General features: G+C 33.6%; 18 protein-coding genes. 8 read left to right on the forward strand and 10 right to left on the reverse strand.

Annotated elements, in window-relative coordinates; translation table 11 throughout:
- Positions 1–4: 4 nt before the first annotated feature.
- On the forward strand, positions 5–1162 hold the full coding sequence (locus BXU10_RS18900) for an iron-containing alcohol dehydrogenase (RefSeq protein WP_078229092.1): 1158 nt from the start codon (positions 5–7) through the stop codon (positions 1160–1162).
- Positions 1163–1573: 411 nt separating this feature from the next.
- Positions 1574–2569: an NAD(P)H-dependent glycerol-3-phosphate dehydrogenase gene (locus BXU10_RS18905; RefSeq protein ID WP_078229093.1), complete on the forward strand. Its 996-nt coding sequence runs from the start codon at positions 1574–1576 to the stop codon at positions 2567–2569.
- A 69-nt stretch (positions 2570–2638) separates the two neighbouring features.
- Here the strand turns inward: BXU10_RS18905 and BXU10_RS18910 are convergent, their stop codons facing one another.
- The 8 genes from BXU10_RS18910 to BXU10_RS18945 all read right to left on the reverse strand — a co-directional run bounded on the left by BXU10_RS18910 (position 2639) and on the right by BXU10_RS18945 (position 12054).
- Positions 2639–3385 (reverse strand): tetratricopeptide repeat protein, encoded by a 747-nt coding sequence (locus tag BXU10_RS18910; RefSeq protein ID WP_078229094.1) that lies wholly within the window; start codon positions 3383–3385, stop codon positions 2639–2641.
- 84 nt (positions 3386–3469) lie between these two features.
- Entirely contained in the window at positions 3470–5224 is a 1755-nt protein-coding gene (locus BXU10_RS18915; protein WP_078229095.1) for a BatD family protein, read from the reverse strand.
- Between the two features lie 124 nt (positions 5225–5348).
- Positions 5349–6113, reverse strand: a complete 765-nt coding sequence (locus BXU10_RS18920; protein ID WP_078229096.1) for a tetratricopeptide repeat protein — start codon at positions 6111–6113, stop codon at positions 5349–5351.
- A 41-nt stretch (positions 6114–6154) separates the two neighbouring features.
- On the reverse strand, positions 6155–7189 hold the full coding sequence (locus BXU10_RS18925; RefSeq protein ID WP_078229097.1) for a VWA domain-containing protein: 1035 nt from the start codon (positions 7187–7189) through the stop codon (positions 6155–6157).
- A gap of 150 nt (positions 7190–7339) precedes the next feature.
- The gene (locus tag BXU10_RS18930) at positions 7340–8341 is read right to left on the reverse strand and encodes a VWA domain-containing protein (protein ID WP_078229098.1); all 1002 of its coding nucleotides are present in this window, start codon (positions 8339–8341) and stop codon (positions 7340–7342) included.
- Positions 8341–9975: a hypothetical protein gene (locus BXU10_RS18935; protein WP_078229099.1), complete on the reverse strand. Its 1635-nt coding sequence runs from the start codon at positions 9973–9975 to the stop codon at positions 8341–8343. Before BXU10_RS18935 ends, BXU10_RS18930 begins: the two co-directional genes overlap by 1 nt.
- A 130-nt stretch (positions 9976–10105) precedes the next feature.
- Positions 10106–10969 carry a DUF58 domain-containing protein gene (locus BXU10_RS18940; RefSeq protein WP_078229100.1) on the reverse strand — a complete coding sequence of 288 codons (864 nt, stop codon included), beginning with the start codon at positions 10967–10969 and terminating at the stop codon, positions 10106–10108.
- Between the two features lie 80 nt (positions 10970–11049).
- A complete protein-coding gene (locus tag BXU10_RS18945; RefSeq protein ID WP_017497457.1) occupies positions 11050–12054 on the reverse strand; it encodes a MoxR family ATPase in 1005 nt (334 codons plus the stop codon).
- A gap of 224 nt (positions 12055–12278) precedes the next feature.
- Between BXU10_RS18945 and BXU10_RS18950 the strand changes: the two genes are divergently transcribed.
- The 3 genes from BXU10_RS18950 to BXU10_RS18960 all read left to right on the forward strand — a co-directional run bounded on the left by BXU10_RS18950 (position 12279) and on the right by BXU10_RS18960 (position 15301).
- Complete coding sequence (locus tag BXU10_RS18950) at positions 12279–13151, forward strand: aldo/keto reductase family oxidoreductase (protein ID WP_078229101.1); 873 nt, start codon at positions 12279–12281, stop codon at positions 13149–13151.
- Between the two features lie 128 nt (positions 13152–13279).
- Complete coding sequence (locus BXU10_RS18955; RefSeq protein ID WP_078229102.1) at positions 13280–14032, forward strand: SDR family NAD(P)-dependent oxidoreductase; 753 nt, start codon at positions 13280–13282, stop codon at positions 14030–14032.
- A gap of 129 nt (positions 14033–14161) precedes the next feature.
- Positions 14162–15301 (forward strand): ATP-binding protein, encoded by a 1140-nt coding sequence (locus BXU10_RS18960; RefSeq protein WP_078229103.1) that lies wholly within the window; start codon positions 14162–14164, stop codon positions 15299–15301.
- Positions 15302–15352: 51 nt separating this feature from the next.
- Here BXU10_RS18960 and BXU10_RS18965 read toward each other — a convergent pair whose 3' ends face one another.
- Complete coding sequence (locus BXU10_RS18965) at positions 15353–16096, reverse strand: DUF3298 and DUF4163 domain-containing protein (protein WP_078229104.1); 744 nt, start codon at positions 16094–16096, stop codon at positions 15353–15355.
- A gap of 105 nt (positions 16097–16201) precedes the next feature.
- On the opposite strand from BXU10_RS18965, the gene BXU10_RS18970 reads away from it, so the two are divergent.
- A complete protein-coding gene (locus tag BXU10_RS18970; RefSeq protein ID WP_078229105.1) occupies positions 16202–17344 on the forward strand; it encodes a cystathionine gamma-synthase in 1143 nt (380 codons plus the stop codon).
- Between the two features lie 45 nt (positions 17345–17389).
- Here BXU10_RS18970 and BXU10_RS18975 read toward each other — a convergent pair whose 3' ends face one another.
- On the reverse strand, positions 17390–18175 hold the full coding sequence (locus tag BXU10_RS18975) for a glutamate dehydrogenase (RefSeq protein WP_078229106.1): 786 nt from the start codon (positions 18173–18175) through the stop codon (positions 17390–17392).
- 323 nt (positions 18176–18498) lie between these two features.
- On the opposite strand from BXU10_RS18975, the gene gdhA reads away from it, so the two are divergent.
- Together gdhA and BXU10_RS18985 are read left to right on the forward strand one after the other, a co-directional pair.
- Complete coding sequence (gene gdhA, locus BXU10_RS18980) at positions 18499–19842, forward strand: NADP-specific glutamate dehydrogenase (protein WP_031455116.1); 1344 nt, start codon at positions 18499–18501, stop codon at positions 19840–19842.
- A 158-nt stretch (positions 19843–20000) separates the two neighbouring features.
- Positions 20001–22271 (forward strand): T9SS type A sorting domain-containing protein, encoded by a 2271-nt coding sequence (locus BXU10_RS18985; protein WP_078229107.1) that lies wholly within the window; start codon positions 20001–20003, stop codon positions 22269–22271.
- Positions 22272–22277 lie beyond the last annotated feature (6 nt).

Consider the following 22277-nt stretch of genomic DNA (forward strand, 5'->3'; position numbering starts at 1 on the left):
GCAGATGTTAAACTTTGAATTATACAATCCGACGAATTTAATTTTCGGAAAAGGACAAATTGAAAAACTTTCGACTTTGGTTCCAAAAGATGCCAAAATATTATTGGCTTATGGCGGTGGAAGTATTTTTAAAAACGGAATTCACGAACAGGTAATTAATAACTTAAAAGGGTTTGATATTGTCGAATTTGGAGGCATTGAACCCAATCCACATTTTGAAACTTTGATGAAAGCGGTAGAAGTGATAAAAGCCGAAAAAATTGATTTTATCCTGGCTGTTGGTGGCGGATCTGTTATTGATGGAGTAAAATTTATTTCGGCTGCGGTTCATTTTGATGGGAATCCGATTGATATTTTGCAAAAGCGTTTGTTGATTAAAGAAAATGCAGTGCCTTTTGGAACTGTTTTGACATTGCCGGCAACAGGAAGTGAAATGAATTCAGGTTCTGTGGTTACGATTAAAGCAACCCAGGAAAAACTGGCTTTTGGCGGAAGCGCTATGTTTCCGAAGTTTTCTATTTGTGACCCAACTGTAATTGAATCTTTGCCAAAAAGACAAATTCAGAATGGGGTTGTAGACGCCTATACACATGTAATGGAACAATATCTAACGTATCCGCATGAAGGTTTTTTACAGGACCGGATTGCAGAAGGAATTCTGCAGACTTTAATTGAAATTGGTCCGGGAGTTGTTGAAAATCCAACCGATTATGCTTTGGCTTCGAATTTTATGTGGAGCTGTACGATGGCATTAAACGGATTAATCCAAAAAGGGGTTCCCTCAGATTGGGCAACACACATGATTGGTCACGAATTAACCGCTTTATACGGAATTGATCATGCGAGAACTTTGGCGATTATTGGCCCAAGTTTATATCATGTAATGTTTGAAACTAAGAAAGGAAAATTAGCGCAGTACGGAAGAAGAATTTTTAACTTAACAGGTTCTGATGATGAAGTTGCAAAAGAAGCTATCAATAAAACAGTAGAGTTTTTCCACACTATGGGAATGGATACTAAACTTTCTCAATACACAAATGACTATGACAAAACAGCTGATTTTATTGTAAATCGTTTTGACGAAAGAGGCTGGAAAGGTTTAGGAGAAAAACAACTGGTAACTTTGGATAAAGTAAAATCTATTGTTGAAATGAGTTACTAAAAAATAAAATTTCAAGTTTTTTTAAATTTCAAATTCCAACAGTAACCTAAATTATTGGAATTTGGAATTTTTGTTTGAAGTTGAAATATCTATTTAATATCAAGAAATAGAAATTGTTATTTGGAGCTTAAATTTTGGAATTTGAATTAAAAAAAAGGCGTTCTTAAATTTTTTAGGAACGCCTTTTAAAATACTAAAACAAAACTAACTAACTCAATTTTTACTAAATTCATTTAATGGTCTAATTAATAATAGTTTACAACGCAACTGTTTGTTTTTTATTGTATGAAGGAGATTTTTTTTAAAAATTCTTTAAAAACGTTGTGTTTAAAGCTGTTTTTAAAAATTCTTAAATCACATTTTGTGATATTACTGCATTATTAAGTACTTTTGCTTTAAATTAATAAAATAATGAGCCAAAATTTAAAATTTGCAGTAATTGGTGGTGGGAGCTGGGCAACAGCTATTGCAAAAATGTTGTGTGTGAACCTGGATGAAATTTCGTGGTATATGCGAAATGATGCAGCGATAGAACATATTCAGAAATATAAGCATAATCCAAATTATTTAAGTTCAGTTGAATTTGACACAACAAAACTTAAATTAACTAATAATATAAACGAAGCAGTTGAATATGCAGATTACTTAATTTTTGCTATTCCTTCGGCCTTTCTTAACGCAGAATTAGAACCGTTAACGGTTTCTTTAGAAAATAAAATTATCTTTTCGGCGATTAAAGGAATTGTTCCTGAAACAAGTTTAATAGTGGGTGAACATTTCCACATTCAATACGATATTCCATACTATAATATTGGCGTAATTACAGGTCCTTGCCATGCTGAAGAAGTAGCTTTGGAGAGGCTTTCTTATTTAACGATTGCCTGTGGTGATCCCGATAAAGCCTGTACTGTTGCCAAAAAATTATCGAGTAATTATATAAAAGCTAAAATTTCTGACGATATTATTGGAACCGAATATGCAGCAATGCTGAAAAATATTTATGCTATAGCTGCCGGAATTGCTCATGGTTTGGGGTATGGAGATAATTTTCAGTCGGTAATGATGAGCAACGGAATCCGCGAAATGCGAAAATTCATCAAGAAAGTACATAAAATGAAACGGGATATCAATGATTCAGCTTATTTAGGCGATTTATTGGTAACAGGATATTCGGTATTTTCAAGAAACAGAATGTTCGGTAATATGATTGGAAAAGGCTATACCGTAAAAAGTGCCATGATGGAAATGAGTATGGTTGCCGAAGGTTATTACGCGACGAAAAGTGCTTATAAACTAAATCAGGGTTATGGAGCCAAAACGCCTATTATTGATGCGGTTTATGCAGTATTATATGAAGGGAAAAATGCCAAAACTGTTTTCAAAAAACTAACAGAATCTTTAGATTAAATAACTTAATCACATAAAAAAAGTCCGTTTCTAAATTCAGAAACGGACTTTTTTTATGCTATAATTTTATTATTTAACTTCCCTGATAGCAGAGGCATCGATCCAGCCTTCTGTACCATCTGTCAATTCGATTTTTTTCCAGTTTTCTAAAGCCTCTTTTACATAAACTTTTGCGCCTTCATGTAATAAGAAAATGCTTGATCCTGCTTTTTGAGGTTCGCTTCGTACTTCTGTCATTTCGGCAAAAACTATCGCAGGACGATCATTATTATAGTGGTCTTTTTCAGTTATTCCTGCTGAAACGCTTAATAACAAAGCAAATAACAAAACAAACATTACTATAAAATATATTCTTTTTGAAAGCGTAAGCTGTGAAAAATAATAGCCAATAAAGCTCAGTAAAAAAGCAAATGCAATACCTACCGAAATCCAGGCCCAATTATTATAATTAAAAATACCTGTGAAATTCTGAATGAGTTTTGCGAAACCAACCTTTGGAACTTCTTTAATCTCATCAATGGTTAGTTTTTTGGCAAATTTCAGATTGTTTAAAGTTTCGGGATCATGTGGTTTCAAAACAAGAGCCTTTTCATAATTATAAATCGAAGGCGCGACTTTATTAAGTTTATAATAACAATTTCCTAAGTTAAAATACAATTCAGCCGAATGTTGCTTGTCTTCTTTAATTATACTTTCATAAGTTTGGGCTGCTTGCTGGTATTGTCCTTTTTGATATAAGGCATTACCTTTTTCAAAGCTGTTCTGAGCAAAGAAAACCTGAGAGATTAATAAAAAGAGATATAGTATGTTTTTCATTTTTCTATTTGTAATATTTTCAACTTTGCGAACTTTAATTCAGCGAAAGCTAAATCAATTCTTAGCGAACGTTGCGGTTAAAAACTAAATAATTTGTTTTTCTAATTCTGAAATAATTAAAACAGCTTTGTCATAATCCTGCTGAATTGATGCGCCTGATGCCGGTGCATATCTTGCAAACTCGCAGTTTTCAGTTAAATTAATAAAGCTTTGAACAGTTTCCGGATTTGCATTTCTGGATAACAATAATTCACGGATGTTGTCTTTGCTCATTTCTGAAGTTTCAATATGCAATTTAGCTTTCAGGAAATTATGCATTGCTTTTTCCAATGCAATATAAAATGGCTCTTTATTGTTAAGCTGTTTTTTTGCTTCAGATAAATATTTCTTCGCAAGCTTATTATTCATCTTAATTCTATTACCGGTGACATCACTGTCAATGGCTTCTTTTTTCTTTCTGGCAATTACAATAATTGGCAAAATAACAAAAGGCAGCAATAACAAGGTATAATATAAATCAGACCCGTAAAAATCATCTTTGGCTATAGCAACTAAAATAGTTTTTGGTTTAATATATTTAAATTGCTCCGATTTTGAAATCACATTTTTCGATTTATTTGATGCAACGGCTTCAGCCTGCATCGGGCCATCCAATACATCAATCATAATTTCCGGTGAAGTTATGGTTTTGTAGCTGCCTGAATTCAAATCGAAATAAGAGAATTCCATTGGTTTTATAGCATATTTTCCTTTATATTGAGGGATAATCGTATACTTGTCCGAAATTGTACCGGACATTCCTGCAAGTGATGTATTCACTTTTTCATCATGTACAGGATCATACATTTCTAATGCATTTGGAACAACAGGCTTAGGTAAAGTAAACAATTTCATGTTTCCTGTACCGGTAGCACTTACAACCAAATCAAGGCTCTCACCATTTTTTAAAGAAGTTTTTGATGGGGTTACTTTAAAATCAAGTTTACCAACAGCTCCTGTAAATCCAATTGGCTTATTTACTTCTGGTAGTGCTCTTACGTTGATCGTTTTGGCACCCGCAGAAACGGTTTTATTTCCATCATCAGTAACGATTCGTCCAAACATATCACGACCCCTTGGTACCTGAATACCGATGTCTAAAGAAAGCGGTTCAATAGTAAGATTTCCTGATTTTTGAGGGTATAGGATCGTTTTTTTAAGAACAACAAAATAACAGCGTTCCCCTTTATACAATCCTTCTTCAACTTGTAGTTGCTTGATATCGATGTTCTGATTCCAAAAGTCTTTGTATTTAGGTTTAGCCAGTTCTTTAAAGCCTGTTACACCAATACCATTAAAATATAATTTATAAACAACAGTTATGGGCTGATTTATATAAGGATTTGTTTTTGAAATTTCTGCTACCAAGTTTAAAACTTCATTTCCGTTTACGCCTCCTTGCTGTTGTTGCTGCACGTTTGGATCTCTTTCCTGAGCAACCGCATTGGTAACCGTTATTTTGATAGGAGATGTTTTATAAACCTGACCATTATATTCAATTGCAGCCTGTTTGATTATAAATGTACCTTTTTGATTTGGCAATAAATAATAAGAATAAACTTTCTGAAAAGAGCTTCTCCCATTTACCCAGGACTGACTTATTTGTTGACTTGGCCCTCCAACAATTCTGAAACCGTCAAATGAAGGCTGTTCAAAATTATCGCCATCGACATTCATGATAAAGTCAATTCGAAGTCTTTCGTTAACTCCAAGCGTATTTTTGCTTACTCTGGCCTCAAATTGAACCTGAGCCATAAGCCCCTGAAAAGTGAATAGTAATAGAATTAAATATCTTTTCATTACTTGTTTAATCGTTTTTTAAATCTTTTTAAATTAAAAATTTACATCGTTTATTATTTGTGAAGCTAAGGGAGTCAAAGCCATTCCTTTTTCAAAAAACCTGATATTTATTTAAAAATAAAATCTACCAGTCTTTTTCATTTTTTTTAGGACTTCCTTTTACTTTTTGGGCATTTACTTTGTCCTGAATTTTCTTTTCTTCATTATTTACCGCATCTAGTAAATTCTGGACACGATCTTTAGAAATTCCTCCGGGCATAGGTTTTGGCTCTCCGTTATTGTTAGATTTCTCATCTTTTTTCGGATCATTTTTTCCATCTTTTTTATTCTTGTCTTTATCGCCTTTGTCGTCTTTCTTTTGATCGTCCTTTCCGTCTTTCTTGTCTCCGTCCTTTTTTTGGTCGTCTTTTTTATCGTTTTTCTTGTCCTTATCCTTGTTGTCTTTTTTATCGTTTTTAGGAGGATTCTCTTTTAATTTTTGTTTTGCATATGCATAATTGTACCTTGTTTCATCATCGGTAGGGTCATTACGAAGTGCATTTTTATAGGCTTCAACTGCTTGAGAATAATCTTTCTCTTTCATAAACACGTTTCCTAAATTATGGAAAGCCTTGTGTTTTTCCGGTCTGGTTTTGGCATTTTTAATAGCTTTTGCATAAGCAAATTTTGCCTCTGACGCCTGATTTTGTTTGTATATAGTATTTCCTAAATTATAAGAAGCTATAGCCTTTTTAGGAAATTTTGATTGTGAAATTCTATAATTTGCCTCAGCATCAACAAATTTATTCTGTTTATATTCTTCATTGGCGTCTGGCAATGTTTTGTCTTTTTCCTGGGCGGAAACTGCCAAAGAAAAGGTTAGTAAAACATAAAGAAGTAAATTTTTCATTCTGTTTTTTATTTTTTTGTTTCCGTATTTATCCGAAACAATTATTTCTTTTCGTTAAATAAATTCAACTCGTTTATCCAGTTTGTTTTTCTTTCCAGTAGAAAGATGTCAAGGAATAATAGTAAGAAGGCAAAACCTAAAAACCATTGAAATTGAGATTGAAAGTCTGCCATTTGTGTAGCTTCAAATTCTGTTTTCTGAATATTATTCAATGCATTTTTTACGTATTCGAGGACTTCTTTAGTACTTCCTCCGTAAACATATCCGCCTTTGGTAGCTTTTGCAATCGCTTTTAAACCTTCCTGATTTAGTTTTGTAATAACAACTTCTCCGTTTTGATCTCTTTGAAAGCTTTTTACAACTCCATTTTCTTTTAATGGAATAGTTCCCCCTTTTTCTGTTCCTACACCAATTGTAATAATTTTCATTCCTAATTTGTTGGCTTCTTCCGCTGCTGCTGAAGCTCCTTCAGAATGATCTTCTCCGTCAGAAATCAAAATTAATAACTTGCTGGTTTTACTTTTTTCATCAAAATATTTTGAAGATAAAAGAATCGCTTCGTCTAATGAAGTTCCTTGAGATGATACCATATCAGGATTCATGCTTTGCAGGAACATTTTGGCTACACTATAATCTGTTGTAATGGGTAAAACCGGGAATGCACTTCCGGCGTAGGCCACAATTCCAATTCTGTCACTTCCTAAGTTATTGATGATTTGCGAAACCAACTGCTTGCTTTTTTCTAAACGGCTTGGTGCCACATCCTCGGCAAGCATGCTTTTTGAAACGTCAACTGCAAAAACAATATCAATTCCTTCACGTTTTACAGTTTCCATTTTGGTTCCAATTTTTGGATTAACCAAACCAATAATCAAACAGACCAATGCCAAAAGAAACAATACTAATTTTAAAGCAGGTTTAAAAACAGAACGTTCGGGGCTTAGTTTTTTTACCATTTCCAAGTCACCAAATTCACGCTGTTTTTTTCTTTTCCAATACATATTGAAAAGAAAAACACATACCACAATCGGGATAAGAAACAATAGATATAAATATTTTTTTTCGTCTAATTCCATAAATATTTTAAAATTCCAATCTCAATAATTGTTGAGATAAATTCCAAATTCCAAATTTTGCTTTCGTACTAAATTAATTCCCAAATTTTAAATTCATAATTCCAAGTTGGGAGTTGGAATTTAAAAATTGAAATTTTTTGATTTGAAAAATCAAATAAAGCTTCTGTAAACTGTATTTCTTAAACCAACCTCCAACAATAATAAAATCCCGGCGAGTAATACAAAAAACCTGTATTTTTCATCATAATCGTAGAATTTTAATTCCTGTATTTCAGTAGTTTCTAATTTATTGATTGCATTGTATATCTCCGCCAATTTATCATTACTGGTAGCTCTAAAATAAGTACCGTCTGTTTTTCTGGAGATGCTTTTCAGTAATTGTTCGTCAATTTCTACTTTTTGCATTTTGAATAAAAAACCGCCATTTGGAGCATATGCGTAAGGAAATTCAGCCATTCCGTTAGTTCCTATTCCAATGGTATATACTTTTATTCCGTATTGTTTTGCAATATCAGAAGCTGTTTCAGGCTCGATGAATCCTGCATTATTTACACCATCGGTAAGCAGAATAATTACCCTGCTTTTTGCTTTACTGTCCTTAAGTCGGTTTACGGCAGTTGCAAGACCCATTCCAATTCCGGTACCGTCTTGTAATACATTATCGTATTTGATTTCTTTTATAGCTTCCAAAATAATGGCCTTATCACTCGTTACAGGCGTTTTAGTGTAGGCTTCAGAGGCATACAATACTAATCCGATTCTGTCATTTGGTCTTTCGTTAACGAAATCAGCCGCAACCCTTTTTAGAGCTTCCATACGGTTGGGCTTTAAATCTTTGGCGAGCATACTTCCCGAAACGTCCATCGCCATTACAATGTCGATTCCTTTTGTTGTTTTAGTCTCATTACTGATGTCAACTGTTCTAGGCCTTGCCAAAGCAATAATCAAAGAACACAAAGCGATAATCCTGAAAATATATAAACAAGGTTTTAATTTTGTCAATAGAGATTCGCTATTTTTGAAACCCTGAGTTGAACTCATTTTTAAGGTAGCCGATTGCTGATTGCGTTTCCAGAAAAACCATCCTATTGCAATTGGGATTAGTAAAAAAAGCCAAAAAAATTCCGGATTTAAAAAAGTTATTTTTTCCATTAGTTGCTTGCTCTTTTAAGTTCTACCGAATTTAAAATTCTTTCCGAAATATCATTAGCATAGGTGTCTCCTTCTTCATGGAATATAGCTATTTGCTGTAATCCGCCCTCTTGTTTAAACATCAGGACTTCATAGTAAATTTTAGTGCTCGATTTCAAAGTGTCGTTAATAAGAGTAAAAGTTCCATAACCTTTTATACCAGTAATTCCTTCTTTGGTTTCAAAATCTTCCTGTTTCACAATCATATTTCTGGCTCCCTGAGTTTCGATAATTTTTAAATTACCTTCAAGTGCTTTTGATAAATCAATTTCTGTCTGGGCTTTAAATTTTGCTGTAGAAACCGTAATGTAGAAGTTATCCGTTAAACTTCCATAACCAAAAAGCTGCATTTCTTTAATAAGAGCCATCGCTTCTTTTGGGAGTACTTTTTGAGTATCCAGTCGTTTTAAAACTTTTGGAGTTTCAACTAAAATGCCCGGATTACCGTATTCGCTTTTTACCCATTCTCCTTCCAGTAATTCCTTAGTTGGATGGCCAATTAAGTTGTCTTTTACAAACTTGAATCCTTTTGTAACCACAAAATAAGTAGTAGTAGCAGTTATTAAAAATACTACTGTACCCACTGCAATTGCAATACGTTTGTTTTTTTGTTTCTTTAACTGAAGCTTAATTTGTTTCTGTTTTTGTGCTTCATTTAATAACTGATCTGCTTCCTCAACAGGAACTTCGGTCGGGATGGCATTATCCAGTGTTAAAATTGCTTTCTGAATTTTATTTCTGTCTTCTGTAATTTCAAACTCTAATGGTTTTGATTTTGCAAATTTCACTAAATCCGCCTGTCTTAAAACTCGTTCCAGATTTTCGACAGTTTCAGTAGTCAGGCTCATTTTCTTTTTGGCAGAAGCCGTTTTAAGTCCCTGAATCAATTCAGAAGTTGTGCTTTCCATAGCTGGAATCTGAATTGCTTCTTCAATATAATTTCGCGCAATATCAGTCAGTTCGCTATAATATTCTTTTACTTCACCTTTTTGCCAAAGCTCTTTTTTCTCTAATACGTTTAACAGGCTGGTTGCTTTTTCGATTGGTGTTTTATAGACTTCCTCTTCAATTTTTTTCTTTTGGTGTTTTTTCATGTACCAATAAACAAAAACACCAATTGCGATAATTAGAATTACAATCAAAAGATAAATCCACCAGTCTCCAATGCCATTTTCAACAGTTGAAATATCTTTAATGTCATACATTTTTTGCTGCAAAGTATCCACTTTCACACTGGCTACTTCAACAGTAACAGGATCGCTCAAATGTGGCTTTTTGTCAATCAGAATTTTAACCGGAGGAATAATATATCTTCCGGAATCAAATTGCGTTAAACCATATTTTTTAATAAGTTCATAAGTACCGTCTTTTTTAACGGTGTCAATCGGGTACGATTGAATAACTTCTAACGGACCAATGTTTTTTAGAGCAGGAAATACAACTTTGGATTTTGAACTCACCACCGTTTTAAGCATTAACTTAAACTCGGCACCAATTTTATTTTTTGTGTTATCAATACTGGTTTCTACTTGTTTTTGTTGTGCAAAAACAGCTGAAGTAAGTAAAAATAGAAATATGTAAAATTTTAATTTCATTTGATTTTTTGATTTCAGATTTTAGTCTAAAATGAATGCTTAAAACAGATTCAGCTTAAGCGATTTTATTTATAATTATTCTTCAAATTAATCTAATATTCTAACAATCTAAGATGTCTGATAATCTAAATTATCTCGATTTAAAATACCCCAATAATTTAGTTACGTAATTTTCGTCGACTCTTGTGTTTACGACACCGGCACCCGATTTACTAAAAATTTCCTTGAAATAATTAACTCTTTCCTGATAATGTTTTTCGTAATTCATTCGGACTTTTTTAGAGCCTGTGTCTACGAGCTGAATTTTTCCGGTTTCGGCATCGAGCATCGTTACCATTCCTAAATTTGGGATTTTTTCTTCACGGATATCGTAGACACGAACGCCTGTAATATCATGTTTTTTAGAAGCAATTTTTAAAGTATGCTCATAATTTTCAGACATGAAATCTGAAATCATAAAAACAATTGCTTTCTTTTTTTGAGTCCCTGATAAAAATTTTAAAGCTTCGGCAATGTCGGTTTTCTGGCTTTTTGGTTCAAATTCGATTAACTCACGAATTATTCTCAAAACATGCGAACGACCTTTTTTGGGCGGAATATACAATTCGACATTATCCGAAAACAATATTAAACCAATCTTGTCGTTATTTTGTGTAGCCGAAAAAGCCATCGTTGCAGCAATTTCGGTTACGATGTCTTTTTTAAACTGACTTTTTGAGCCAAAACCTTCAGAACCCGAAATATCGACCATTAAAACCATGGTGAGTTCGCGTTCTTCTTCAAAAACTTTTACGTGGGCTTCATTATAGCGTGCGGTTACATTCCAGTCGATGTTACGAATATCATCGCCATACTGGTACTGTCGTACCTCGCTAAAAGTCATCCCGCGCCCTTTAAATGAAGAATGGTATTCTCCCGAAAAGATATGATTGCTCAGTCTTTTGGTTTTGATTTCTATTTTCCGTACTTTTTTTAAAAGCTCTTTTGTATCCATTTTTTATTTGGTTTATGGTTATTGGTTGTTGGTTGATGGGGTATGTGCCATCAACCAAAAAACTATCAACCATCAACTTTTTAAGGTACTTCAATCTCGTTTACGATTTTGTTGATAATGTCTACAGAAGTAATGTTTTCAGCTTCAGCTTCATATGTTATTCCAACTCTGTGACGCAATACATCATGTACAACAGCACGAACATCTTCCGGGATTACATATCCACGGCGTTTGATGAATGCATAACATTTTGCCGCATTGGCTAAATTGATACTTCCACGTGGTGATGCTCCAAAACTGATAAGAGGTTTTAAGTCGGCTAGTTTGTACTTCTCTGGATAACGGGTAGCAAAGATGATATCTAAGATATATTTTTCGATTTTTTCGTCCATGTAAACTTCGCGAACCGCTTCCTGTGCGCGCAGAATTTGTTCTACAGAAACTACAGGGTTTACTTTTTCGTAAGATCCTTTTAGGTTTTGGCGAATTACAAAACGTTCTTCGTCAATTTTTGGATAATCAATTACGGTTTTCAGCATGAAACGGTCAACCTGCGCTTCAGGAAGCTGGTATGTTCCTTCCTGTTCAACAGGATTTTGAGTTGCCAATACTAAAAACGGACGATCAAGTTTGAAAGTTGTATCGCCAATTGTAACTTGTTTTTCCTGCATTGCCTCAAGTAAAGCTGACTGCACTTTTGCAGGAGCACGATTTATCTCATCAGCAAGTACAAAGTTGGCAAAAATTGGCCCTTTTTTAATAGAGAATTCGTTTGCTTTGATGTTGTAAATCATCGTTCCGATAACATCGGCAGGTAATAAATCCGGCGTAAACTGGATACGGCTGAAAGAACCTTGTACTGCCTGAGACAATGTATTTATCGCTAAAGTTTTGGCCAGACCCGGAACACCTTCGAGTAAAATATGCCCTTGTCCCAAAAGACCAATTAATAAACGTTCGACCATGTGTTTCTGGCCCACAATAACTTTGTTCATTTCCATTGTAAGAAGGTCTATAAAAGCACTTTCTCTCTCAATTTTTTCATTTATCGCTCTAATGTCTAAAGTCGTTGTATTTTCTTCCATATAAATATTTTTAAAAACCTTTTAAAACTCCTGATTTTTATACCTGATTTTTGAGAGTGCAAATTGAATATTTTTTGAGAAGTAGGATGTTAAAAAATGGTTAAAACTTCGACCAAGGACCTAATTTTAAGGACGAATTGTGAATCTATTTTTATATTTTTAAGAACTTTGATGATTATGCTATAAATAAGCATCATTATTACTAAAAATAATACAGCAAAACAATGAGCAAAACTTTATTATCGCCTGTAATTTCGGGTATTAGGAATTGGGGCGTTTGGGACAAAAATCTTACTTCAAAAGAAATGGAAAGTATGATACAGCTCTGTATCGAAAACAAAATTACAACATTTGACCACTCTGATATTTACGGAGATTACACCACCGAGGCAGAATTTGGAAAGGCTTTTAAAGACAGTAAAATTTCCCGCGAAAAATTGCAATTAATTACCAAATGCGGTATCCAGATGGTGACTGAAGACCGTCACAATAAAATAAGACATTATGAACATTCGAAAGAATACATTATCTGGTCTGCAGAAGAATCACTGAAGAAATTAAAAACAGATTATATTGATGTTTTTTTACTGCAAAGACCAAGTCCGTTAATGCAGGCTGAAGAAATTGCCGAAGCGGTTGAAAAATTAAAATCAGAAGGAAAGATTATTGATTTTGGAGTTGGAAATTTCAGCAATTCGCAAGTTGAATTAATTCGTCAGAAAACAGAAGTTAGTTATCATTCAGTTCAATTCTCGGCTACGAATTTTGAACCGATGACAGATGGGACTTTTGATTATGCACAAATTCATGGAATCAGTCCATTGGCATGGAATCCTCTTGGAACCGTTTTTAGGGAGGATACCAAACAAACACGCCGTTTGAAAAAATTGCTTTCGACATTGGTAGAAAAATATCATTTAGGCTCTGATACACTTTTACTGGCATGGATTTTAAAACACCCGGCTAAAGTAATTCCGGTTGCAGGAACTGTAAATGTTGCCAGAATTCAATCCTTGGTGAAGGCAGTTGAACTTGAAATGGATAAAGAAGATTGGTTTGCAATCTGGACAGAAAGCAGGGGAGAAGAGTTGCTTTAAAACAAATAGTTTACAAGCATAAAAAATTTTAAAATTCGCTTTAAGCGAAAAAACATTTGCCACAGATTAAAATTGGATTTTTCAATCTAGTAAGGTTTTTTAATTTGTGGCAAAATATAAGAGTCAAAATGAAAAAAACAGTTCTAATTACCGGAGCGACCAGTGGGATTGGTAAAGCAACCGCTCAAATATTTGCGCGCAATCATTATAAAATTATCGTTTGCGGAAGACGAAAAGATCGTCTGACTGAACTTGAAGAAGAACTTTCAGAATATACAGAAGTACATTCTTTGTCTTTTGATGTCAGGGATAAAAATGCTGTTTTTGAAAGCATAAATTCATTGCCGGAATATTTTTCTGCAATTGACGTTTTAATTAATAATGCAGGAAATGCACATGGATTAGATCCAATTCAGAATGGTGATATTGACGATTGGGATGCTATGATTGATATTAATGTGAAAGGGCTTTTGTATGTTTCGAAAGCTATTATTCCGCAAATGGTTGAAAGAGAATCAGGACACATCATCAACATCGGTTCAACAGCTGGAAAAGAGGTTTACGCCAACGGAAATGTATATTGTGGATCAAAACATGCGGTAGATGCTATTACGCAGGGAATGCGAATCGATTTGAACCCATACAAAATTAAAGTAAGCGGAATTCATCCTGGTTTGGTTGAAACAGAATTTAGCGAAGTGCGATTTAAAGGCGATACAGAAAGAGCTTCAAATGTATACAAAGGTTTCGATCCTTTAAAAGCAGAAGACATTGCTGATATTATTCATTTTGTGGTTTCACGACCGTACCATGTTAATATTGCCGATTTAATTGTCATGTCTACTGCGCAGGCATCATCGACGATTGTTAAAAAGGATTAATTAGATTTTAGAATGATTTAGACTTCTTAGATTTAGCTGTTTAAATAATCTGAAAGTTTTAAGTACAAGATATTAAAAGTCCAATCTAAAAAATCTAAAATTCTAAGTCAGTCTAACATCTAAAAAATAATGATCAATAAACGCCTTTTAATAAAAAATCTGCTTGCTCATAATGATGAGAGCAGTTTTTATGATAAAAAAAGGCAGCTGAATTTGCATTCACGTGAAGGAAAAGGAAAGTTTCTTAAACATATCTGCGCTTTGTCAAATTCAAATCCTGCCAATAATTCTTATATCGTTGTTGGTGTTGAAGATCATGATAACGAAATCGTGGGTGATGATTTTTTTGATGACAGCCGGATTCAGAATCTTGTTAATGCGTTTTTAGAAAACCCGCCTAAAATTCAGTATGAAAATGTGCCTTTTCCAAATCTTCCAAAAGACAAGGTAATAGGATTGGTTACCATTAAGCCTAAAAGCCAGATTTCGTTTTTCAAAAAGGGAATCCATACCATTGCGGCGAATAGTATTTTTGTCAGGCGCGGAAGTAATTCGGTCCCTGTAGAAGGCGAAGTCGAAAAAAATTATCAGAATACCGAAACTGTTATCGGAATCGAAAACAGTTCCCGAAACAGTATTCAGTATACACTTGACGGCGTATTCGATTTTATGAATTTCAGGCATAAAGACATGATGCCAAAATATCGTGTTTTTAAAGAATTGTTTGTGATTTGCTGGGCTGGAGTACCTAAAAAGTCAAGAGATAAAACCTTTCTTTCACGTGTTGATATTGAATTGATAAATGAACAGATCAAGCTTTTTTATTCGGCTCAGGACGTTGTTACGATTGTTTTTGATGATGATACTTTTACCATAACCGAATATGTTCCTCTTGGATTAAATGATAAAACAAGCTATTATCCGTTAGAAAAACAGACTATACATTTTTTTGATAACGGTTATTATAAAATTGACCGTCAAATGTTGTTTCAGCCTCCTGAATTCAATAAGAGAATGCTGTTTCATATTTATAATTCGAATATCGCATTGCTTCAAAAACTGCAGAAAGGTTTTGCTTTATCTGAACGTGAATTAAAAGATTTAGAAAACCTGCCCTCTACTTTTATGATTTGTTATTTGAATGGTTTTGATGAAGCCAAACAAAAACTGATCGATGCTAAATTACTTTTAAAGCCTTTTGGACAGATATATTTATCTTTTAAGGAAGCATTACGGGTTTTACGTAAAATGAAATATGATATTCAATGATTTTCTGTAGAGATACACAGCAGTGTATCTAAATTAATTTATATTTAAGAATTATAGAAGTTTCAAATATTTACTCACCTGTTCATACGGAAACAAGACCTCTTTTGGACCATCTGCATAAGAAGCCGCTTCGTAAGAGTTGTAATATAAAAGCAGGCCTTCATTCGTATAAAATATATTTTGTGGTAATTGAAATTTATCATTTTCAAACATTAATCCTGTTGCATTGATATTTGATTTCGATGGGATTTTATATTTGTTTCGAAACTCTTTTTCAGCAAAATCCTTAAACTCTTTTTCGTTTTTAAATAATTCATCGCAAAAAATAGTTTTTCCTGTATTTGGGTTAAATAGTAAAGAACGGTACCCCTGATAGCCATGAGCTCCGCCAGTAAATGTATAATGATCCAATTTGATGTTTAATATCTGATCTGATTGATATTCGACATTTCCTTTCACCTTTGCTTCCCAGCCTAATGTTTCAGTTGGAAATTTTTTATGCATTTCTTCATAAGAAGCAATAAAAGAATCAGCCAGACTATTGTAATCTTTTGCGTTTGATGGTTTTTCTCCAAAATAGAGAATTTCTTTTAAAACACTTAGTATTTTTTTATTAATGCTGTCTGCTACAACAGGAGCATTTCTTGCTACTGGTACATTTATTGTAATTTTAGGACAATCTTTTTTGCAGGGTATCTTTGATTCTTTTTCAATAATCTCGTTTTCAATAGTTAATGTTTTAGTGCAGCCATTAACTAATATAAGCACTATAACAAGAAGAGAGTAGTGTTTCATCTTAAAAAGTGTTAATTATATACAAAGGTAATAGGTTGAGTCAGGATTAAAATAAATTAAACGGTAAATTTGTGAAAGAATTAAGTTTTAAAAATTTGTAACTATATGAAATTCAATACTAAAGTAATACATGGAGGTCAGCATCATGACCCGAGTACAGGAGCCGTTATGCCTCCCGTATATCAAACTTCAACTTATATTCAGACAAGTCCCGGACAGCCTTTGGGTGATTATGAGTATAGCCGTGCTTCAAATCCTACCCGTACTGCGCTGGAAAATGCATTGGCTAGTATCGAAAATGGTACTCGTGGACTGGCTTTTTCATCAGGTTTGGCAGCGACCGATTGTATTTTAAGATCTTTTAAAGCAGGTGATGAAGTTATTGCTATGGATGATTTGTATGGAGGTACCTATAGAATGTTTTCAAGGATTTATAAAGATTCGGGTATTAAATTCCATTTTGTTGATATGACGGATGTTACAAAATTAAAGTCTTTGATTAATGAAAACACTAAATTGATCTGGGTTGAAACACCTACGAATCCTTTAATGAAACTTGCCGATATTGAGGAAATTGCCAAAATCACAAAAGAAAACAAAATCTGGCTGGCTGTAGACAATACGTTTGCAACACCTTATTTACAAAAACCACTTGATTTAGGTGCTGATATCGTGATGCACTCAGCAACTAAGTATTTAGGAGGTCACTCAGATGTTATTGCCGGTGCTTTAATCGTAAAAGATGAGGCTTTAGGCGAACAATTGCATTTTCAGCAATTTGCAACCGGGGCAACATTGGGGCCCATGGACAGTTTTTTGGTTTTAAGAGGAATAAAAACACTATCGTTAAGAGTTCAGAGACATTGTGAAAATGGAGAGAAAGTTGTGGCTTTTTTAAATAATCATCCAAAAATTAAAACGGTTTATTATCCAGGTTTGATAAGTCATCCGTTTCATGAAATCGCTAAAAAACAAATGAAGGCTTTTGGCGGAATGGTGTCTTTTACATTTGTTTCAGGTAAAAAAGAAGATTCAATCGCTTTTTTAGAGAAATTGAAAGTTTTTACATTAGCTGAATCTTTAGGAGGTGTTGAATCATTAGCTAATCATCCGGCTTTAATGACCCATGCTTCAATTCCGGCGGATAAAAGGGCTGAAGTTGGAATTACAGATGACCTAGTTCGTCTGAGTGTAGGGATCGAAGATGCCGAAGATTTAATAGCCGATTTAGAACAGGCTTTATCATAAAAAACAAAGCCCCAATTCTTTCGAGTTGGGGCTTTTTATATTTTTTTAGAATTCTAAATAATGGGAGTATCCAAAATTGAACCAGACTTGAGAATCTTTTGATTTGTTTTCTTTGTAAATATCTCTATTAGGATTTAATCCGTCAATCCAATCTGAATCAAAGCCCTGATAACGTACTTCAAATAGTAAATCATTCATCTCATCTAATTTATATTGAACTCCAACCCCAAGAAGGACAGAGAATGTTATGCCGCTTTCGCTTGAAAAACCGTATTGATGACCGTCTGAAGGTACTAAATATTTGTCAAAAGTTGTACCTGGTGTTCCTAATGGCCCTAGAGAAGAACTGGCAGTAGTACTGTAGTAACTCGCCATAGCGCCTACACTTAAATAGGGATAAAAACTGCCTACATATTTTTCAAACTCATGTATTGTTGTAAAAGGCGAAAAATTTAACTGAGTTCCAATGTTTAACATGCTTGTTTTTCCACTCATGGCTTTTAATTTTTCTTTTCCAGCTGATGGTTTACCTTCTATCCATTTTCCAAAATGCTGGAAATTGGTATGAGTGAAAGAAAGTTCAGAACGAACTTTAAAATGTTCGTTAAAATATTCGTTTCCATTTGCAGCTGATGAAAAGTTTATCCAATGCACCGCACCAATACCAAATCCTGTATTTCCGATGTTTGTTGATTGATCATGCCTTTGTCCATAATCAGACTGAAAAGCTACAGGACCACCTATGAATCCAATTTCGTAGGCTAATTGTGCATTTGATACCGAGGAAATACCAAATATTGTAAAAAAAGTTAAGGCTATTTGCTTGAGCATGAGTTTTTCGGCTTTCAAATGATTGCAAATATATAAAAAACATATTCCATTTAAAATAATTTAATTTCTTAATTAAAAAATAAGTAACAAAATGCTTAAAAAGATAATTATAATATTGAGGTTAGATTCTAAAAGAATAGTTGTAAATGCTAATTTTAAATTTGTTTGAAAAATATGCAATTATGATAAAAATGTTATAAAATTAATTTCTGGATTATGATTTTAATCTACCTTTGTTGTAATTACGAAAACGTTTTCTTAAGCATATTTTCTTATGTAATTAATACAAATAATGATTTATTTGAATAATTTATTTCAAAATGATGAAACAAAAAATAAATGAGTTTATGGCTCTGGTAGAGTCAAAAAATCCAAATGAGCCTGAATTTCTTCAGGCTGTCAGAGAGTTTGCTGAAACGGTAATTCCGTTTATTGCCGAACAAAAAAAATACGATGGAAAAAACTTACTTCTTAGAATTGCTGAGCCGGAGCGTTCTATAATATTTAGAGTTCCCTGGGTAGATGATAAAGGAGAAATTATTGTAAACAGAGGTTTTAGAATTCAGATGAATTCAGCTATTGGACCATACAAAGGCGGAATTAGATTTCATCATACTGTAAATCTTTCCGTTTTAAAATTTTTGGCTTTTGAACAGGTTTTTAAAAACAGTCTGACAACACTTCCTATGGGAGGTGGTAAAGGAGGCTCTGATTTTGATCCGGAAGGAAAATCAGATGCTGAGGTAATGCGTTTTTGTCAATCATTTATGACCGAATTATGCCGTCATATAGGCCCGGATCTGGATGTGCCTGCCGGAGATATTGGTGTTGGAGCCAGAGAAATTGGTTATTTGTTTGGGCAATATAAAAGAATTAGAAATGAGTTTACTGGTGTTTTAACCGGAAAAGGAATTGCATACGGTGGTTCTTTAATAAGACCTGAGGCTACAGGATATGGAGTTGTTTATTTTACAGAGCAAATGTTGCGTACTATTGGGCATGAAATAAAAGGCAAAACGGTCGCAGTTTCAGGTTTTGGAAATGTTGCCTGGGGGGTTGCTTTAAAAATAAATGAATTGGGAGGAAAAGTGGTAACTATTTCCGGTCCAGATGGCTATATTTATGATGAAGAGGGGATTTCAGGAGATAAAATTGACCATTTGCTCGAAATGAGAGCAAGCGGCGATAATCGTGCAGAACTTTATTTGAAGAAATATCCAAAAGCAATTTTTTATAAAGGGAAAAGTCCATGGGAAGTAAAAGTTGATATTGCAATTCCGTGCGCTACTCAAAATGAATTAAATGGAGAAGATGCTCAAAAACTCATTGATAATGGTGTTTTGTGTGTAACAGAGGCTGCAAACATGCCTTCTACATTAGATGCAATTAAATTATTTTTAGATAATAAAGTTTTATTTGCGCCTGGTAAAGCAGCAAATGCAGGTGGTGTAGCGGCATCCGGTTTAGAAATGACCCAAAACTCAATTCGTTTAAACTGGACAAGTGAAGAAGTAGATTTGAGGCTGAAAGATATAATGATTGGAATTCATAATCAATGTAAGAAATACGGTAAGGGCGAGGATGGTTATGTTAACTACGTCAAAGGAGCTAATATTGCCGGATTTGTTAAAGTTGCTGATGCCATGCTTGCTCAGGGAGTTGTATAGTGTTTTTTAAAATTTAAAAATGCCTTAATTCGTCTTTTAACAAGGGATAGAATTGAAGGCATTTTTGTTTGTTTTAAATTTTGAAAATAATAATTTAAAACAGAACAAAAATCAAATACTTTCGTTTGTATTATATTTGTGAATCTGAATTTGTCAAAATGAAAAAGAGTTTTCTGTATATTTTATTTTTAATAGTTTTTCCAAACTGCTTTTGCCAGGGGACTTTATCCTGGGAGAGCTATTTTTCATATTATGAAATTAATGACCTTTCTGTAAGTTCAACTTCAATAATAGCAGCTTCAGAAAACGCCTTGTTTTCAAAAAATTTAACTACAAATATTCTTAAAACAACTACAACTGTCGATGGGTTATCCGGTCAGACTATATCGTCAATATATCATAATGAGGTTTTAAATAAAACTTTGATAGGGTATGAAAATGGTTTGATGATTGTGATTAATGAAAAGGATGGAAGTATGCTCAAAGTGGTGGATATTATCAATAAACAATTGCCATCGGGTATAAAAAAAATCAATCATTTTATGGAATATAATGGATTGATTTATGTTTCTTGTGATTTTGGAATAGTGCAGTTTAATTTAGCCACTTCAAAATTTGGAGACACTTATTTTATTGGCGATACCGGTGCGGAAATTAGTGTAAAACAAACCGCCGTTTTTAATGGTTTTATATATGCAGCTACATCACTCGGAATTAGGCGTGCAAACAGTACCAGTACAAATTTGGTCGATTATAATCAGTGGTCAGTTGTAAATTCTGGAGACTGGTCTAGTGTTGAAACTTTGGATTCAAATTTGATTGCTGTTAATTCTGCAGGTTATATTCATAAATATAACTCAGGTTCTTTTATTGGTTTTTTGCAGCTTTCTCAGTCTTCTACAGATATGCGGTCCGTAAATCATAATTTATTTATTACGACGCCAAGCTCAGTTTATGTTTATAACAATCAGATGGCTCTTATTCGTCAGATTTCAAATACTCAGGTTTTAGATGGTAGTTTAAGTTTTACTTGTGCAACATCAAAGGGAGATGTTATTAGTATAGCTACTAAGGAAAATGGTTTATTTAATTCTTCGCTTTCTGCTTCAGCTTCTTTTGAAAATAGTATGCCGTCAGGACCATTACGAAATAGTATTTTCGCGTTTCAAGCAGGAGAAAATTCTTTATGGGCTGTCTATGGAGATTATGGAGGAGATTATAATCCTTATCCAAAGGATAGTTATGGGATTAGTAAATTTACTCAAAGTGGATGGCTAAATATACCTTATGAAAAAGTCTTAGATGCCAAATCCTTAATAAGGGTCGCTATTGATCCTAATGATGAAAATAAAGTTTATATTGGATCATTTGATACGGGGCTTTTGAAAGTAGAGAATGATGTGCCAACGTATTTATATGGTAAAGCAAATAGTTCTTTGGAACCTATTCCAAATACCCCAGATGTTTGGGTAAATGGACCTGTGTTTGATAAATCAGGAAATCTTTGGATGAATAATAGTCAGGTTGATAACGGAATAAAAGTTCTTAAAGCAAATGGCAGTTGGGAAATTTTTTCAACCAAATCGATAATAAATGATGTTTCAAGTTGCACTTTCGGTAGAATGTCAATTGATAAAAACGGAACTAAATGGATGGCAACCATTAATAATGGAATCATAGGTTTTAATGAAAAAGAAAATGTTTTCAAAAAAATAACGACTGGTACCGATACCGGGAATTTACCTACAGTTGATGCAAGGGTCGCCGTTCCAGATAATAATGGTCAATTATGGATAGGTACTACAAGAGGACTTAGAGTTTTAGCAAATGTGAATAGCTTTCAAACGGAAAACCAATTAACGACCAAACCGATTATTATTGTTGAAGATGGTTTGGCTCAAGAATTACTATACGAACAGTTTATTACAGATATAGTTGTAGATGGTGCTAATAATAAATGGATTGGCACTGCTGACTCCGGAGTCTTTTTGGTTTCTTCAAATGGTCAGGAAACAAAATATCATTTTACAATAAATAATTCACCATTGCCTAGCAATACTATAAATGACATAGAAATTAATAGTAGAACAGGCGAGGTATTCATAGCTACTGATAAAGGCATGATTTCTTTTAAGGGAACGGCCACTATTGCAAAAGAAAATTTGAATAATGTGTATGTATACCCTAATCCTGTGAGGCCAGAGTTTCTAGGAACGGTAAAAATTGCAGGCTTATTAAATAAAGCAAATGTAAAAATTACAGATATTGAAGGTAATTTAGTTTATGAAGCTATTTCAGAAGGAGGTACAATAGAATGGGATACAACTGCATTCGGAAGGTATAAAGTCGCTACAGGAGTTTATATGATTTTTGTTTCGGCCCAGGACGGTAGTGAAACCAAGGTTAAAAAAGTAATGATTGTTCGATAATTGTAG

The sequence above is a fragment of the Flavobacterium sp. LM4 genome (genome assembly GCF_002017935.1).
Taxonomy (GTDB): Bacteria; Bacteroidota; Bacteroidia; order Flavobacteriales; family Flavobacteriaceae; genus Flavobacterium; species Flavobacterium chungangense.